Raw genomic sequence first — 16,756 nt, 5'->3', positions numbered from 1 at the left:
CACACCCGAACCCCGTCACCGGAGAACAAACACGGACTTTGCCGAAGCGGCTTCCTAATATACCCCATGGCCGCGGAGTCTTTCAACTCGCCTGCCGGAGAGGGATTTCGATGTCTTCGCGGCTGTGCCGCTCGGACTCGAAGAAAGTTACTAGACCGCTGCGGGGAAGACAAATCCGCTGGTCGTCAGCCGATACGTGCGCCTGCGAAGGTCTTCTTACCTCGGCGCAATACCAGCCACCGCCCATGCAAGAGATCCTCGGCTGCCGGGGTCCACCCTGCATCGGTGATCTTCACGTTGTTGACATAGGCGCCGCCCTCGTCGACGGCACGGCGCGCGGCCTTGTTGCCGGTAGCGAGTCCCGAGGCGACGAGTAGCTCGACGATGGTCGGGGTGGCCGCAGTGTCGAACTCGGCGATGCCGGTCTCCGACAGCGCCGCTGACAGCGTGCTCGCGTCGATGCCGTCGAGTTCGGCACGACCGAAGAGCGCTTGGCTTGCGAGTTCGGCCGCAGCGGTCATGTCTGCTCCATGGATGAGCGTCGTGAGCTCGGCGGCGAGTCGCTTCTGCGCCAGGCGCAGATGCGGCTTATCGGCCGTTGCCTGTTCGAGTTCGACGATCTCGTCATGCGAGAGGAAGGTGAACCATTTGAGGTAGTTGACGACGTCAGCGTCCGCGGTGTTCACGAAGTACTGGTACCACGCGTACGGCGACGTGAGTTCGGGGTCGAGCCACACGCTCCCGCCGCCCGTCGACTTACCGAACTTCTTGCCGTCTGCCGACGTCACGAGTGGAACTGTCAGGACGTGGGCGTTCCAGCCGTCGACCTTGCGGATGAGCTCGGCTCCGCCGACGATGTTCCCCCACTGGTCAGAGCCACCGATCTGCAGGACCGCTCCGTAACGCCGGTACAGCTGCAGGTAGTCGTTCGACTGGAGCAGCAGGTAGCTGAACTCCGTGTAACTGATCCCGTCGGACTCAAGCCGTCGTTTGACGGTCTCGCGCGCGAGCATCACGTTCACCGAGAAGTGTTTGCCGACGTCCCGCAAGAACTCGATGGTGCTCATCGGCCCCGTCCAGTCCATGTTGTTCACCAGGACGGCACCTGTCGGTGAATCGTCGATGTCCACGAAACGCTCGAGTTGGCCGACGATTCGTCCGGCCCAGCCCGCGACCGTGTCCTCGGAGTTCATCGTGCGCTCACCGACATCGCGCGGGTCGCCGATCAGTCCGGTTGCTCCCCCCGACAAGACGATCGGACGATTGCCGGCCAACTGAAACCGTCGCAGCGTCAGCAACGGCACGAGGTGCCCTGCGTGCAGGCTCGACGCGGTCGGGTCGAATCCTGCGTAGAGCGAGATCGGACCGTCGGCGAGAGCCTTGCGAAGTGCGTCGAGGTCGGTTGTCTGCGCGATGAGGCCACGCCAGGCCAGGTCGTCGAGAATGTCGTCACTCACCGGCCTGCTCACTTCCCGGCGTCGCAGTGAAGGCTCGGTGTTCCTCATCGGACACGGCCCGCGCGTCGTCGATGAGCATGTCGGGGATACCCAACTCGTCGATCGAGTATGCGACGCGCAGTCGCGGGTTGTACAGTTCGTCGCCTGCGTCGATCAGCTCGCCGAGGTCTTGCGGGCAGACGAGCCGGTCACGGACGACCGGGTCGAGGCGTTGGGCGCGGGTGCTCATGGGTTCTGAGGTTACTCGGGCAGCGCAGTCACTCGAGAGCCCGGGCGGCGGCGTGCGGTGTCGGCGACGACCAGTCGATGGTCTTGGCCGCGCTGGCTGTGTATCGGCGGTAACGGCCGACGCCGTCGCGGTACCAGACCCGCGGACCCGGCTTGGGGATGCCCGCCGCGACGAACTTGCTGGTGATCACCCGGAACGATTCGGAGCGCGGCATCTCGTCGGTGACCCAGATGAGGTCGGGACGCTCGTCGGAAGGCAACGAACCCAGACCGACTCGGAGCGTCGTCGGTGTCACGGACGCCGCCTCCGGTCGGAGGCTGACCACTGCGACCGAAACCTGGGTGCCCGGCGCTCCCACGCCGTAGGCCGCCGCGTGGTCGACGGCCGCGACCTTGGAGAGCGCCTGCTGGATCGGCACCGGGTAGACGACTCCGTGCGCGGTGCGGATGACTGTCTGCGCGGATCCCACGAACCATAGATCGCCGTCTGCGTCAGCGCGGAAGAGACTTCCGGTGACCTCCCACCTGTCGTGCGAACGAAACACGTCGCGTAGGACGAGACCGTTCGAACCGAACCGTTGTGCTGCGTGAGCGACGAGCATTCCGACTTCGTTTGGCGCGGCTTCACGAATGAATCCGCTCGTGGCGTCCACCCGCAACTGCTCGGTGTCCGGGTCGTAGGCCGCGATGCGAACGGAGTTCGTCTCCGGAAGCGCTCGCCCCATCGAGCCGACCTTGTTGCCGTCGACGTTCGCCAGGATCGTCGATCCGTCGGCGGTCGCGAAGAACTCGAGGACGCGGGCATTCGGGAGGACTTCATCGATCTCCGACCAGAGGCCGGTCGACAGGCCTGAGCCCATGAACAGCCGGACGGTGCTGAGCTGTGCCGGATCGAACCTCTCCCCCCGGAAGACGTCCGCGAGCATCGACCACGTATACGAGACGACCGTGACGCCGTAGTGACGGACCTCGAAGGCGAACGTCTCGGGATCGACGCCGTTCGAGAGCGCGATCCTCGACCGTCCCGCGACCGTGGCGCCGAGCGTTGTCAACAGACCGGACGCATGGTGCAGCGGCGGCAGGCAGTAGACGGTATCGCGGTTCGACAATCCAGCAGCGGCCGCCGCACCGAATGCCGACATTGCGAAGCGGTGGTTGGTGATCGACCATTTCGCGACGCGCCCCTGGGTCTTCGTGAAGAGGATGAACGCCAGATCGCCCGCGAGTCCGGGATCGCGGCGGTACCAGACCGGCATCGGAACCTCGTCGGGATCGATCTGCTCCATGTCTACGACATGTTCGCCGTCCGCTCGCTCGATCACGCGGGAGTCGCCGCTGCCACCGCCGAGCACGAGCACGCGGTCGGTGACCGCGGCCGCGACTTCGAGGTGCGTCGGGTCGGTGATGACCGAGTGTGTGTCCGACAGCTTCAACATCTCGGGTAGGTCGTCTCCGGAAGCCAGGATGACAGCTACCGCGCCCAGGCGAGACAACGCCGCGACGACCACCAACGCGGACGGGCGGGTGTCCATCAGGACCCCGATGTGTTCGCCCGGCCGGATACCGCACGAGATGAGGCCGGCGACGACGTTGTCGATACGCGTATTTACCTGTTCGTGAGTGAGGACTCGTTTCTCGAACAGGAACAGTTCGTCGTGTGGCGTGCGACGTTCGTTCTCACTCATCAGCTTCGCGAGCGAGATACGGGTCGACGGTTGGATCTGACCGAGACGGAACAGTCTCGGGACGGTTCTGACCGATTCGCTCGCCACGGCGACCGTCGTGCGCTGGATCGACGAGACGGCCTCGATGACCTCCTTCGACACCGCGGTGCCGGCACCGGCAACCTGGCCGACACCGTAGGTGAGACGGTCCGTCCAGCTGATCCCCGAACCGGTGGAGGCTGTCGGGTCCATCGGCGCCATGGCCTCCGGCTTCGGCCCGCGACCGTCGTTCCACAGGATCCATTCGGCGGTCGTCGGCCACGAGAGCCTGCCAGCCGTCGACCCCACGACCAGACCGAAGTGCCCTGCCGGAACCGGCGTCTCATAGACGTCTGCGTCCGGTGCCGCACGCCCGATCCCGCGCACGGCGACCGGCTGACCGATGTCGTCGGTCTCGCCGACGAACGCCAACACCGGGCAGGTGATGTCGTTCATCGACACGACATCGCCGTCGATGACGAAACCGCCCGACATCATCCGGTTGTGAACGACGAACTGCCGGAGGAGTTCGGCGACGGCAGGCCCGGACCAGGCCACCCACCCCTCCTGTTCGATGAATCGGCGCTGGTCCTCGCGCGGGAGGAGAGCGTCACGGTCGTGGAGCTTGCGCAGAAAGTCGATGCGGCTCCGCGCGGTCTTCACCGGATCGGCTAGCTGGAAACCGGTGCGCGCCAGCCAACTCGGCACCCACACGTTGCTGAAGAATCGGTCGCCGAGGAACTCGACTCCCGGAACCACGAGGTTAGCGGGCATGCCGAGTGGCATGGCGGCGGTGATGTCGACCGGGCTGCCGTAGGTGATGAGGCTCGCCAGGCCTTCGGACCGCCGGTAGGCCGCCGTCTGGTAGGCGAACATTCCGCCCTGCGAGTAGCCGCCGAGGTGCACGTCACGGCCGACGACACGACGCACGAAATCAACGACGCGGCTGATTGCGACGACATGGTCGGTGAGGGTGCGCTCCATGCCGCCCTCCTCGTGGTCGGGCGACCCGAAGTCGACGACCCACGGAATGATTCCGTGTCGGTGGAGCACCGAGACGGCGCCGTTCTGCTCGGTGACATCGTAGACATTGGCCGACACCATCATCGGTGGGATGAAGATGACGTGGGCAGCGTCCTCGCCGGGGTCGTCGGGGAAATACCGACGCAACCGGAACATCTTCTCCGTCTCGACGACGGTGAACGGTGCAGGTTCGGTACCGGTCGCCAGACCGCCCATGCGGACAACTTCGAGTCCGTTCTGAGTCGTCGCGACGATGCGCCCCACAGCTGTGCGAATGTTCGGCAGTCCGACCACGGCAGTCCCTCTCTCCCCGCCGCGGCAGTCGTCACCGGCGAAGCGGGTCCGCGACGCGGATCACCTTACCTGTACCGCATGGTCTCAGGCACGATGACCGCCGACTTCAGGCGAGGACGGAACGCAGTTCGGCGATTGTCGCCGTAGCGACCGCGATCTGCCGTTCGACCTGGGGCGACGCGGTGCCTCCGTGGGCATTGCGCGACTCGATCGAACCGGTGACGGTGAGGACTTCAGCCACGTCCGGCGTCAGAGCCGGGTGTATCCCGGCGAGCACGTCGTCGTCGAGGTCGTTCAGTCCGATGCCCCGCGATTCGGCCTCGCGGACGCACGAGCCTGCCACCTCGTGCGCCACTCGGAACGGAACTCCTTGCCGGACAAGCCATTCGGCTATGTCTGTGGCGAGGGTGAAGCCTGCGGGCGCCAGTTCGGCCATGCGGTCGGGGTGGAAGGTCAGCGTCGCCACGAGACCTGTCATCGCGGGCAGAAGGAGTTCGAGCTGCGCGACGGAGTCGAACACCGGCTCTTTGTCCTCCTGCAAGTCGCGGTTGTACGCCAACGGCTGCGCTTTCAGCGTCGCGAGAAGCCCGGTGAGATTGCCGATCAGTCGGCCCGACTTGCCACGGGCGAGTTCAGCCACATCGGGATTCTTCTTCTGAGGCATGATCGAACTGCCGGTAGACCATGCGTCGGCGAGTGTCACGTAGCCGAATTCTGGTGTGCTCCAAAGGATCACATCCTCACCGAGTCGCGACAGGTCGACGGCGGCCATAGCGAAGACGAACGCGGCCTCGGCCGCGAAGTCACGCGAGGCCGTCGCGTCGATCGAGTTGTCGGCCGCGCCCTCGAATCCAAGGTCCTCGGCGATCGCGACGGGATCGAGTCCGAGCGACGAGCCGGCGAGCGCACCAGAGCCATACGGCGAGATCGCGACCCGTCGGTCGGCGTCGACCAGACGTGCAACGTCCCGGAGCAACGGCTGTGCATGCGCCAGGAGAGTATGCCCCAGCAGCACCGGTTGAGCTGCCTGCAGGTGCGTCTTTCCGGGCATGACGACGCCCGGATTGGCGGATGCCTGCGACACCAGGGCTTCGGCGACGTCGAGCAGGCCCGCGCCGACCCGTCGCATTCCATCGCGCAGCCACATACGGAACAGCGTTGCCACCTGATCGTTGCGAGACCGGCCGGCTCGCAGCCTGCCGCCCAGTTCGACACCCACACGTTCGATCAGTCCGCGCTCGAGTGCACCGTGCACGTCCTCGTCGGACTCCTCGGGAACGAATGTGCCGTCGGCCAGGTCGGCGGCGAGCTGGTCCAGGCCCGCGTGCATGGCGGTCAGGTCGGTGTCGGTCAGCAGACCCGCACGGTTGAGCACGCGTGCGTGCGCCTTCGACGCGGCGACGTCGTACGGGGCGAGTGCCCAGTCGAAGTGCGTCGACTTACTCAATGCCGCCATCGCCGCCGCAGGCCCATCGGCGAACCGGCCTCCCCACAGGGCGCCTTCGTTGGTGCCTTCCGTGCGGGCAGGTGCGTCGTTATTCTCGGCCATGAAGTCGGGTTCTCCTTGCGGGGACGTTCGTTCGGGTTCGCGGGATGTTCAGTTCATTGTGCCGGGTCGTGCCTGCCAGATGCGCATCGGTCACACCAGACCCTCGATCTGTTGAGAGAGGTCCGATCCGGAGAGCGGGTGCCGTGCCAGCACGAACACGGTGTCGTCTCCTGCGATCGTCCCGACCACGCCCGGAAGTCGCGCACGGTCCAGGGCGCTCGCCAGGTACGCCGCGGCCCCCGGCGGCGTACGCAGCACGGCGATGTCGCCCGAGGAGTCCGTCGACACCAGCAGGTCCGCCAGCAGACGCGACACCCGGTCGGTTCCACCGGACACACCACGGACCGGAGTTCCGTCCTCGGGCACCACATAGACCCCTGCCCCGCCATCGGCGGCCCTCAGCTTCACTGCGCCGAGCTCATCGAGGTCGCGCGACAGAGTCGCCTGGGTGGCCTCGATCCCGATATCGGCCAGTCGTTGCTGCAGCTCGGACTGGCTTCGCACCATGGCGGCCGAGAGGATCTCGACGATCCGCGCGTGTCGTCCCGCGCGGGTCGCCGCGAGGCGGGAGGGGTCCGGGTCGGTCACTGATTCTCCAGCAACCACGTCAGTAGTGCCTTCTGCGCGTGCAGCCGGTTCCCCGCCTCGTCGAACACCACACTGGCCGGGCCGTCGATCACCTCGTCGGTGATCTCCTCACCACGATGGGCAGGCAGGCAATGCAGGACGATCGCGTCATCTGCGGCGCGGCCCAGCAGGTCTGTGTTGATCTGATACGGCCGGAAGGGACTCACTCGATCGAGGCCGTCCGCTTCCTGCCCCATCGACACCCAGGTGTCGGTCACCAGGACGTCCGCGCCGGTCGCAGCCCAGATCGGGTCGTCGACTACGGTGACGCTGCCGCCCGTCGCTTCCGCCCGGTGCTGCGCCTGCGCGACATCCGCGTCGTCCGGACGGAAGCCCTCCGGTCCGGAGAGGCGCACGTGCATCCCGGCCGTCGCACATCCGAGCATCATCGAGTTGGCCATGTTGTTGGCCGCATCGCCGAGATAGGTCAGCGTCAATCCGGCCGTTCGACCTTTGTGCTCCGCGATGGTCTGCAAGTCGGCGAGCACTTGGCACGGATGGAACGAGTCGCTGAGCGCATTGACGACCGGCACCGAGGAGTACGCGGCGAGTTCCTCGAGGCGATCCTGTCCGAACGTGCGCCAGACGATCGCGTCGACGAAGCGGGACAAGACGCGACCGGTGTCGGCCAGCGACTCGTCACGGCCCATCTGCGTCGTCGTACCGTCGACCACGACGGCGTGACCGCCGAGCTGTGCGATGCCGACTTCGAAGGAGAAGCGGGTGCGGGTCGAGTTCTTGTCGAAGATGACACCGACGGTCTTCGGTCCGGCGAGCGGCTTCGCCGCCAACGGATCGGCCTTCATCTGGACTGCGAGCGCGAGGACGTGTGCCTGCTCGGCGGGCGAGAGATCGTCGTCGCGGAGGAAGTGGCGGGTCATGTCAGCCTTTCGCCCGCGCCGCCGCTGCGGCGTCGAGAATCGCGGGGAGGTCGGCCACGAACGCCGCGGCCTGCTCGTCAGACAGGATCAACGGCGGTGCGAGCCGCACGACGTCGGGAGCGGGCGCGTTGATCAGATAGCCCGCGTCACGAGCCGCCGAGTCGACCTCTTTCGATACCGGCTCGGTCAGAACCACCCCCAACAGCAGGCCGTCTCCGCGCACACCCTTGATCAGCGGGTGACCGAGCCCTTCGATGTTGGCGGTCAACGACTTGCCGAGCGCGTCCACCCGCTCGCACAGGTCGTGCGCGTCGATGTGATCGAGCACCGCGAGGGCTGCGGCCGCACACGCTGGATTCCCCCCGAATGTGCTGCCGTGGTGGCCGGGTCCGAACAGGACGGCCGCCCGTCCGGTCGCTAGGACCGCACCGATCGGCATGCCGCCGCCGAGCCCCTTCGCCAGTGTCATCACATCGGGGACGACTCCCGCCCGCTGGTGTGCGAACATCGTGCCCGTCCGAGCGATCCCGGTCTGCACCTCGTCGAAGATCAGCAGTGCCCCGTGCCGGGTCGTGATGTCGCGGGCCGCCGCGAGATACCCGGGCGGTGGGACGACGACGCCGTTCTCCCCCTGGATCGGTTCGAGAATGACTGCGGCGGTCTGCTCGGACACAGCGCCCTCGAGCGCAGCGACATCGCCGTACGGCACGAAGTCGACGCCAGCGGGCATCGGTTCGAACGGCTCGCGCTTGCCTGGCTGCCCCGTCATGGCGAGGGCTCCCATCGTGCGGCCGTGGAAGCCACCGTCAGCGGCGATGATCTGCGGGCGCCCGGTGCGCCGGGCGATCTTGAACGCCGCTTCGTTCGCTTCGGTGCCCGAATTGCACAGGAACACTCGGCCGTCGTGCCCGAATGCGCCGAGGAGGCGCTCAGCCAGCCTCACGACCGGTTCGGACACGTACAGGTTCGACACGTGGCCGAGCGTCGACAACTGTTTCGCGACGGCGTCGACGATCTCCGGGTTGGCATGGCCGAGAGCGTTGACCGCGATACCGCCGAGTAGGTCGAGGTAGGCCTTGCCGTCGGCGTCGTAGACCACGGCGCCGTCGCCGCGCACGAGTGCGATGGCGGGCGTCCCGTAGTTGTCCATCAGCGATGATGACCACCTCTGCTGCAGGGGTGCGGTCATTCGTGGGGTCCTTTCTCGTCTGCGAGCACCGTTGTGCCCGCGGTCGACGCGGTCAACAGGGCGGCGAGCACTCCGTGCGGCTGGCGGCCGTCGATAACGTGGGCTGCGCCGACACCGGCTTCGACGGCATGCAGGCACGCCTCCATCTTCGGCACCATTCCGGCGTCGAGGCTCGGCAGCAACGCCGCGACCTCCCGCGCGCTGATGCGTGACACCAACGACGACCGATCCGGCCAGTCCGTATACAGACCTTCGACATCGGTGAGCATCACCAGGTGTTCAGCGGAGAGCGCGCTCGCGATGGCGCCCGCCGCGGTATCGGCGTTGATGTTGTGGGCGACGCCGTCGGCGTCCGGAGCGATCGTCGAGATCACCGGGATCCGGCCCGCTCTGATGAGGTCGTCGACCGCCGACGTGTTGACGGCGGTGATGTCGCCGACGAGTCCGATGTCAGTCGGGACGCCGTCGACCAGAACGGTCCGGCGCGTCGCAGTGAACAGATGTGCGTCCTCGCCCGTGGTGCCGACCGCATACGGTCCGTGCCGGTTGATGAGGCCGACGAGCTCGCGACCGACCTGGCCGAACAGCACCATCCGCACCACATCCATCACTTCCGGAGTGGTGACGCGGAAACCGCCGCGGAACTCGCCATCGAGCCCGAGTCGCGTCAACATCGCCGAGATCTGCGGCCCGCCGCCGTGGACGACGACCGGGTGGATCCCACACGCCCGCAACAACACCATGTCTGCGGCGAACGCTGCCTTCAACGCGTCGTCGACCATCGCGTTACCGCCGTACTTGACCACCACCCGCCTGCCGTGCAGCGCCTGCAGGGCGGGTAACGCCTCGGCGATCACCGCGGCCTTGGCCAGTGACGTTCCATCGACGCTCATGACGAGTACGCCGAGTTCTCTTCGACGTACGCGTGCGAAAGGTCCGTCGTCCGCACCGTGGCCTCGCCGTCGCCGATTTTGAGGTCAGCGACGACGTGGATGCGGTCGCCGCTCAAGTCGACGTCACGGGCGCTGGGCACGCCGATTCCGTCCACGCACACCGTGGCACCGTTGAACGACACTGCAATCACGTCGGGATCGATGGTCACCGGGGTGACGCCGATCGCGGCGAGCACCCGCCCCCAGTTGGGGTCCGAACCGAACAATGCAGTCTTGACGAGTGAGTCCCGAGCCACCGATCGTGCGATGACGAGCGCGTCGTCGTCGGACTTCGCGCCCGTCACGGTGATCTCGACCCGCTTGGTCACGCCTTCGGCATCGTTCTGCAGTTGCACGGCGAGGTCGTCGCACACTGAGTGAACGGCTGCGTCGAGTTCGTCCTGCGACACCTCGATGTCGCTCGCGCCAGAGGACAAGAGCAGCACGGTGTCGTTGGTCGACATGGATCCGTCGATGTCGAGACGGTCGAACGTACGTGCCGTCGCATGGCGGAGCGCCGCGTCGAGTTGATCCGCCGAGGCTTTCACATCGGTCGTGAGCACGACGAGCATGGTCGCGAGCGACGGAGCCATCATGCCCGCCCCCTTGGCCATGCCACCGACATTCCATCCGCCAGGATGGTGCAGAGCCACCTGCTTGGGAACGGTATCGGTCGTCATGATCGCGTGCGCGGCGTCGGTGCCGCCCTCGATTCCGCCTGCCATCTCATGGACGATCTCGGTGACCCCAGCAAGCACCTTGTCCATCGGCAACCGATCGCCGATCAGACCGGTTGAGCACACGGCAACCTCTCCGGCACCGGTCTCGGTACCCCAGTTCGACAGCGCCTGGGCCACTGCCTCGGCCGTCGCGTGCGAGTCTTGGAAGCCGCCCGGGCCGGTGCACGCATTGGCTCCACCCGAGTTGAGGATCACGGATCGAAGACGCTGCGACGTCAGCACCTGTTGCGACCAACGCACGGGCGCGGCCTTCACCTGGTTGCGGGTGAAGACGCCTGCCGCGTCGTACTCGGGCCCTTCGTTGAACACGAGCGCAAGATCGGGCTTCCCGTTGGCCTTGATGCCCGCGGCGAGCCCAGCGGCACGGAATCCGAGCGGTGCGGTGACGCCTTGCCTGCGGACCATCCGGCCTCCGGAGGCCGGATCGTCGGACTCTGCTGGCTCCGACGCCGCCTGCGGCTGTGCTGCGGTCATGGCGCCACTCCCACTGTGCTCAGGCCTTCGGTCTCTGCGAAACCGACGGCGAGGTTCATCGATTGGACGGCTGCTCCACCGGTCCCCTTGGTCAAGTTGTCGACGACGCCGATCGCGGTGAATGTTCCAGTGCGCTCGTCCACCGCGATTCCGATGAGCACGGCGTTCGACCCGATGATCGATCCGGTCTCGGGGAACTGCCCGGAAGGCAGGACGTGGACGAACGGCTCGGCGGCGTATGCCTTCTCGTAGACCTCACGCAACTGCTGTTCGGTCGCGTTGGTTCGCCCTGTGCACGTGGCGAGGATGCCGCGTGTGGTCGGTACGAGGACCGGGGTGAACGACACATCCACGGGTGCGTTCGCCGCGTTCGACAGCGCCTGAGTGATCTCCGGTGTGTGCCGGTGGGCGCCGCCGACGCCGTACGCCCGCACCGAACCGATGACCTCCGCCGCGAGCAGGTTGACCTTGGGCGACCGACCCGCACCCGACGCACCGGACATGGCGACGATGGTGACGCGCGACTCGACCAGACCGGACGCGAGCGCGGGCAACAGCGACAGGATCGACACCGTCGGATAACAGCCCGGTACGGCAATCCTCGTCGTCGACGCGAGGGTCTCCCGGTTCCCCGGCAGTTCGGGCATGCCGTACGGCCACGTCCCCGAGTGGTCGCCACCGTAGTAGTGCGTCCACTCCGCCGAGTCCTCGAGGCGGAAATCGGCCCCGCAGTCGACGATGATCGTGGACGGCGGCAACGCGTCGGCGATGACGGCCGACTGACCGTGCGGCAGCCCCAGGAACACGACGTCGTGACCCGCCAGGACCTCCGGCGTCGTGTCCTGCAAGATGCGGTCGGCCAATGGAATCAGGTGCTTGTGGTGTTCGCCGAGGCGGGAGCCCGCATTACCGCCAGCCGTCAGTGCGCCGATCTCCAGTTCGCCCGAGGCCCGGCGAGGGTGTCCGCACAGGAGGCGAAGGATCTCGCCGCCCGCGTAACCACTCGCGCCCGCGACCGCTACCTTGATAGTCATATCAATCATTATGCATGGCGGCGCAAATTAATTCAGCACGGGGTCGGTCGGACTCGCCGACGACTCTCCCGAGCGGGCGATCACCGGGCGGGCAGGTCCGAGCGCAAGGTCATCATGGTGATCTCCGGCGGGGCGAGCACACGGACCGGCGGACCCCACGCACCGGTTCCTCGCGTGACGTAGACGGGTACACCGTCGACGTCTCCCCACCCCGCGGTGATCGGCTGCTGGAAGTGCACCAGGTACGTGTTCGGCCACAGTTGGCCGTCGTGTGTGTGCCCGGACAACTGGAGGTCCACGCCGTACTCCGCGGCGTTCTCGGCCTGGATCGGCTGGTGGGCGAGCAGAATCACCGGCCGCGAGCGGTCGCGGCCACCGAGGGCAGCCGCGTAGTCCGGTGCGTACGGATCCGGCGCGGTCTCGTCGTACACGCCCGCCAGATCGATGACGTCGCCGCCGCGCTTCAGTTCGACGCGTTCGTTGCGGAGCGTGGTGATGTCGAGTGTCTGCCAGAAGTCCAGCCAAGCGCCGCCGTCGTCGACGTAGTACTCATGATTACCGCTGATCGCGAACACGCCGAGCGGCGCGTGCAGGTCGCGCAACGGCTCGAGGTCGCGGCCCACCTCGGCAACCGTCCCGTCGGTGAGGTCGCCGCCGAGCAGAATCAGATCCGGGTGTTGTGCCATCACATCGTCAACGACCCGACGGACGAAGCCTTCACCGCGCGCAGGACCGACGTGGACGTCGGTCACCAGCGCGACCCGGACACCGTCGAACGAAGCGGGAAGGTTCGTCAGGTGTGCGTTCTGTTCGACGATCCTCGGCGACGCGGCCTCCGTCAGCCCGTAACCGGTGACCCCTAATGCCGCCACGACGACGACAGCCGTCGCTCCGGACACGGCCCGCCGAGGAAGCCCGCCGCCTGGTCGGCGCGTGAGGCGACGCGCCACTCGGACGAGGCCCGACACGAGTGCGATCACCACCGTGCCGAGTAGAAGGTAGTAGACGACCGCAGCCCAGGTGAAACCGATGAACCCGATCGGGCGGGCCCACGTCGGATCGAAGACGTCGCCGACCGCGAACGCCATCGTCGTCGCGACGCCGAGCACGATCAGCACGACGTCCGCGACCGCCGCCCAACCGCCGCGGACACCGCTCGCGCGGACCAACCGGCGATGCAGCCAGAGGGTGACCGACAGCGCGGCGACAGCCGCGACGATCAGGCGAATCAACGGAGTCGCGCGCCTACCGCATCGGCCGCATGCTCGACGGCAGCCATCTTCGCCGCGCTCGCATCGTCTTCGGTGAGGGTCCGATCTGCTGCCCGGAACGTAAGCGCGAAGGTCAAGGACTTGTTGCCCTCACCGACCTGATCGCCGGTGAACACGTCGAACAGCGAGATCGACTCGAGGAGGTCACCCGCACCGTCGCGGAGCGCGTCCTGAACCTGACGTGCCGCGATGTTCTCGGACACCACCACGTTCACGTCCTGCAGAACCGCCGGGAACGGCGACACCGTCGGCGACGGGAGTCGTTCGTTGAGAGGAAGCGCGTCGACGTCGATCTCCAGCGCACACAGTCGTGCTGGCAGGCCGGCACGCTCGAGGACGGCCGGATGCAGCTCGCCTGCATGCCCGACCCGCACACCACCGACCTCGAGGCGCGCCGACCGTCCGGGGTGCCACGGCAGGGTGTCGTCGGCGACCAGCGTCAACTCCACGCCCGACACCGCCGCGATCGCGCGGGCGGCCTCGAACGCGTCGTAGGCGTCGGCGGCACGACCGGGCCCCCACGGGCCCGCCGGGTCACGGAGGCCGGTCAACACGGCTGCCGTGTACAACGGCTGACGCGGCAAGGAGGCGTCGAGTGCGGCGAGTTCATCATCGGACGGACGTGTCGTCACGTCGAGTGCATCGACGACGGGCCCCTGATCGCCACCGAGTACGACCTGGCCGACTGCGTACAGGGCGAGGTCACGTCGACCCCGAGCGATGTTGCGGGCGGCCATCTCGAGCAGTCCGGGCAGCAGAGTCGTATTGAGCTGCGGTCGGTCGGCTTCGAGTGGGTTGAGCACCGCCACCGCTGCGCGGCGCGGGTCGTCGGCGGCCAGGCCCCACGTGTCGAACACACCCGCGGGCATGAAGGGGTACGGCAACACTTCGATGAAGCCATCTGCCGCGAGCGTGACACCGATCGCCCGGCGGCGCCGCTGCGACTGGGTCAGGCCGCGCCCTCCCGGCGCGCGCGGAACGACGGCCGGAATGTCTTCGAGCCCTTCGAGCCGCAGAACCTCTTCGACGAGATCTGCAGGTTGGACGAGGTCAGGGCGCCACGACGGCGGCCTCACGCGAAGTACGTCTGCTGTCTCCTCGACCGCGCAGCCCACCTCGCGCAGTCGTGCGGCGGTGGTGCCTGCGGCGTAGTCGACGCCTGCCGTCGCGTCCGGGAGTCCGGGTGCGATCTCGATCGGTTCGATCGGCTCGTCGCCGCGACGCACGTCCGTCAGTTCGCTTGCGATGCGCCCACCGGCGAGTTCGACGATGAGCGAGGCACCCCGATCGGAGGCGACAGCGGCGAGCTCGGGATCGACGCGACGCTCAAACCGCTTCTGCGCCTCCGAACTGAGCTTGTGCCGCTTGCCTGTACGGAATACGCGAACCTGATCGAAGTTCGCCGATTCGAGCAGCACGTTGACAGTGTCGTCGCCGACCTCGGTCGCTGCCCCGCCCATGACGCCTGCCAGCGCTATCGGGCCCGACTCGTCAGCGATAACGACATCCTCTGGATCCAGGGTTCGAGTCACTCCGTCGAGCGTCTCGAGGGTCTCCCCCGCCAGCGCCGACCGCACCGAGATCGAGCCCCGCACTTTGTCTGCGTCGAACGCGTGGAGCGGCTGGCCGAGTTCGATCATCACGTAGTTTGTGGCGTCGACGATCGCGGAGATCGGCCGGATCCCCGCCACCAGAAGTCGTTTGGCCATCCACCACGGCGACTGCGCAGTGGCGTCGACGCCTTCGATCACCCGCGCGGTGTACCGGGTGGCGCCGCTGTCGGTGTCGATCGCCACCTGCCACGGCTCACGCGTCCCGTCAGCGGACAGTGCGGAACCGCCGAGTCCGGCGTCGACGTAGGGCACCGCGAACGCACTCGCTAGCTCGCGACCGAGTCCGCGCATCGAGAACGCGTAGCCGCGGTCCGGCGTGACATTGACGTCGATCGCAGTGTCGTCGAGTCCGAGCACCTCCCTCGCATCGTCGCCCGGCTCCGCCGTGCCCGGAGCGAGCACCAGGATGCCCGAGTGATCGTTTCCGACGCCGAGTTCGGTCACCGAACAAATCATCCCGTCCGAGGTCTTCCCGTACGTCTTGCGGGTTGCGATCTCGAACGGGCCGGGAAGCACGGTTCCGGGCAGGGCGACCACCACGAGATCGCCGACCGCGAAGTTGCGGGCGCCGCACACGATGTCGCGGGGTGCGTCCTCGCCGACCTCCACCTGACAGAAGCGGATCGGTTTCTTGAACTCGGTGAGCTCCTCGATCGCCGCGACCCGTCCCACCACGAGGGGGCCGGTGATCTCGGGGAACGGTTCGACATCCTCGATCTCGAACCCGACACGGACGAACCCGGCGTCGATCTCGGCGGTGGACGCAGCCCAGTCGGGAGTGCCGTCTCGCAATACTTCGGTCAACCAGGACTGTGGGAGTCGCACGGGGTAACCAACTTCTTTCGTGTGGAACTCGGGTCGCGAGTCGTCGACTCGCGAACGGCGATGAGGTCTGGCGGTTTGCGGGCTCTAGAATGCGGGGCCGAACGGCGCGGTGAAGCGCACATCGCCCTCCACCATGTCGCGCATGTCGGGCAGGTCGTTGCGGAACTGGAGAGTGCGCTCCAGGCCCATGCCGAACGCGAAGCCCGTGTACGTGTCCGGATCGATTCCGCTGGCGCGCAGGACATTCGGATTGACCATCCCGCAACCGCCCCATTCGACCCAGCCCGGACCACCCTTCTTGCCCGGGAACCACACGTCGACCTCGGCGGACGGCTCCGTGAACGGGAAGTAGGACGCCCGCATCCGCGTGGTGGTCTCCGGGCCGAACAGCGCTTTCGCGAACGCTTCGAGGGTGCCCCGCAGATTCGCGAGAGTCAGTCCTCTGTCGACGGCGAGGCCCTCGATCTGGTGGAAGACCGGGGTGTGCGTCGCATCGAGCTCGTCGGTGCGGAAGGTGCGTCCCGGGCAGGCGACGTAGATCGGGACGTCCCGGCTGAGTATCGAGCGCACCTGTACCGGCGACGTATGCGTGCGCAGGACCTGTCGGGAACCCTCGGGCGCGATGTAGAAGGTGTCCTGCATCGACCGCGCTGGATGATCGGGCAGGAAGTTCAATGCGTCGAAGTTGTGGTGCTCGGTCTCGACCTCGGGTCCCTCGGCGATCTCCCACCCCATCGACACGAAGACGTCGGCCACTTGTTCGGCGATCACGGTGATCGGGTGCCGCGCTCCTCGCGGACGGCGTCCTGCGGGAAGTGTGACGTCGATCGTCTCGGCAACCAGGACGGCGGCGTCGCGCTCGGCGGTCAGAGCCACGGTCCGCTCGTCGAGCGCCGCGGAAACCCGGCCGCGGACT

The 16,756-nt window shown here is 67.0% G+C and carries 13 protein-coding genes; all 13 read right to left on the bottom strand.

Annotation, left to right across the window (positions count from 1 at the left end; genetic code table 11):
• Nucleotides 1-185: 185 nt before the first annotated feature.
• Nucleotides 186-1,505: a tyrosine--tRNA ligase gene (gene tyrS / locus ACTIMF_RS18065; protein ID WP_442351665.1), complete on the bottom strand. Its 1,320-nt coding sequence runs from the start codon at nt 1,503-1,505 to the stop codon at nt 186-188.
• Complete coding sequence (locus ACTIMF_RS18060; protein WP_442351664.1) at nt 1,450-1,686, bottom strand: Trm112 family protein; 237 nt, start codon at nt 1,684-1,686, stop codon at nt 1,450-1,452. Before ACTIMF_RS18060 ends, tyrS begins: the two co-directional genes overlap by 56 nt.
• A gap of 28 nt (nt 1,687-1,714) precedes the next feature.
• Entirely contained in the window at nt 1,715-4,705 is a 2,991-nt protein-coding gene (locus ACTIMF_RS18055) for an AMP-binding protein (RefSeq protein WP_442351663.1), read from the bottom strand.
• A 106-nt stretch (nt 4,706-4,811) separates the two neighbouring features.
• Nucleotides 4,812-6,254: an argininosuccinate lyase gene (gene argH / locus ACTIMF_RS18050; protein ID WP_442351662.1), complete on the bottom strand. Its 1,443-nt coding sequence runs from the start codon at nt 6,252-6,254 to the stop codon at nt 4,812-4,814.
• A gap of 90 nt (nt 6,255-6,344) precedes the next feature.
• Nucleotides 6,345-6,842 carry an arginine repressor gene (locus ACTIMF_RS18045; RefSeq protein WP_442351661.1) on the bottom strand — a complete coding sequence of 166 codons (498 nt, stop codon included), beginning with the start codon at nt 6,840-6,842 and terminating at the stop codon, nt 6,345-6,347.
• A complete protein-coding gene (gene argF, locus ACTIMF_RS18040; protein ID WP_442351660.1) occupies nt 6,839-7,762 on the bottom strand; it encodes an ornithine carbamoyltransferase in 924 nt (307 codons plus the stop codon). The genes ACTIMF_RS18045 and argF overlap by 4 nt, the downstream gene beginning before the upstream one ends.
• A 1-nt stretch (nt 7,763) precedes the next feature.
• On the bottom strand, nt 7,764-8,951 hold the full coding sequence (locus ACTIMF_RS18035) for an acetylornithine transaminase (RefSeq protein WP_442351659.1): 1,188 nt from the start codon (nt 8,949-8,951) through the stop codon (nt 7,764-7,766).
• Nucleotides 8,948-9,844, bottom strand: coding sequence for an acetylglutamate kinase (gene argB / locus ACTIMF_RS18030; RefSeq protein WP_442351658.1), 897 nt, complete (start codon nt 9,842-9,844; stop codon nt 8,948-8,950). Before argB ends, ACTIMF_RS18035 begins: the two co-directional genes overlap by 4 nt.
• Nucleotides 9,841-11,097 (bottom strand): bifunctional glutamate N-acetyltransferase/amino-acid acetyltransferase ArgJ, encoded by a 1,257-nt coding sequence (gene argJ, locus ACTIMF_RS18025; RefSeq protein WP_442351657.1) that lies wholly within the window; start codon nt 11,095-11,097, stop codon nt 9,841-9,843. The genes argB and argJ overlap by 4 nt, the downstream gene beginning before the upstream one ends.
• Nucleotides 11,094-12,131, bottom strand: coding sequence for an N-acetyl-gamma-glutamyl-phosphate reductase (gene argC, locus ACTIMF_RS18020; RefSeq protein ID WP_442351656.1), 1,038 nt, complete (start codon nt 12,129-12,131; stop codon nt 11,094-11,096). The genes argJ and argC overlap by 4 nt, the downstream gene beginning before the upstream one ends.
• 80 nt (nt 12,132-12,211) lie before the next feature.
• Complete coding sequence (locus tag ACTIMF_RS18015) at nt 12,212-13,363, bottom strand: metallophosphoesterase (RefSeq protein ID WP_442351655.1); 1,152 nt, start codon at nt 13,361-13,363, stop codon at nt 12,212-12,214.
• Nucleotides 13,360-15,840, bottom strand: coding sequence for a phenylalanine--tRNA ligase subunit beta (pheT, locus tag ACTIMF_RS18010; protein WP_442351654.1), 2,481 nt, complete (start codon nt 15,838-15,840; stop codon nt 13,360-13,362). The genes ACTIMF_RS18015 and pheT overlap by 4 nt, the downstream gene beginning before the upstream one ends.
• Nucleotides 15,841-15,924: 84 nt before the next feature.
• Nucleotides 15,925-16,756: phenylalanine--tRNA ligase subunit alpha (gene pheS / locus ACTIMF_RS18005; protein WP_442351653.1), on the bottom strand; the 832-nt coding region annotated here is incomplete at its 5' end.

This window comes from Gordonia sp. (in: high G+C Gram-positive bacteria) (assembly GCF_052106715.1).
GTDB lineage: Bacteria > Actinomycetota > Actinomycetes > Mycobacteriales > Mycobacteriaceae > Gordonia.
The sequence above is the reverse complement of the archived record's forward strand: the minus strand, read 5'-3'. Positions and strand labels throughout refer to the sequence as shown.

Coding starts and splice junctions, on each gene's coding strand:
- tyrS (WP_442351665.1), bottom strand. CDS start 1,505: ATGAGGAACACCGAGCCTTCACTGCGACGCCGGGAAGTGAGCAGGCCG.
- ACTIMF_RS18060 (WP_442351664.1), bottom strand. CDS start 1,686: ATGAGCACCCGCGCCCAACGCCTCGACCCGGTCGTCCGTGACCGGCTC.
- argH (WP_442351662.1), bottom strand. CDS start 6,254: ATGGCCGAGAATAACGACGCACCTGCCCGCACGGAAGGCACCAACGAA.
- argF (WP_442351660.1), bottom strand. CDS start 7,762: ATGACCCGCCACTTCCTCCGCGACGACGATCTCTCGCCCGCCGAGCAG.
- ACTIMF_RS18035 (WP_442351659.1), bottom strand. CDS start 8,951: ATGACCGCACCCCTGCAGCAGAGGTGGTCATCATCGCTGATGGACAAC.
- argB (WP_442351658.1), bottom strand. CDS start 9,844: ATGAGCGTCGATGGAACGTCACTGGCCAAGGCCGCGGTGATCGCCGAG.
- argJ (WP_442351657.1), bottom strand. CDS start 11,097: ATGACCGCAGCACAGCCGCAGGCGGCGTCGGAGCCAGCAGAGTCCGAC.
- argC (WP_442351656.1), bottom strand. CDS start 12,131: ATGACTATCAAGGTAGCGGTCGCGGGCGCGAGTGGTTACGCGGGCGGC.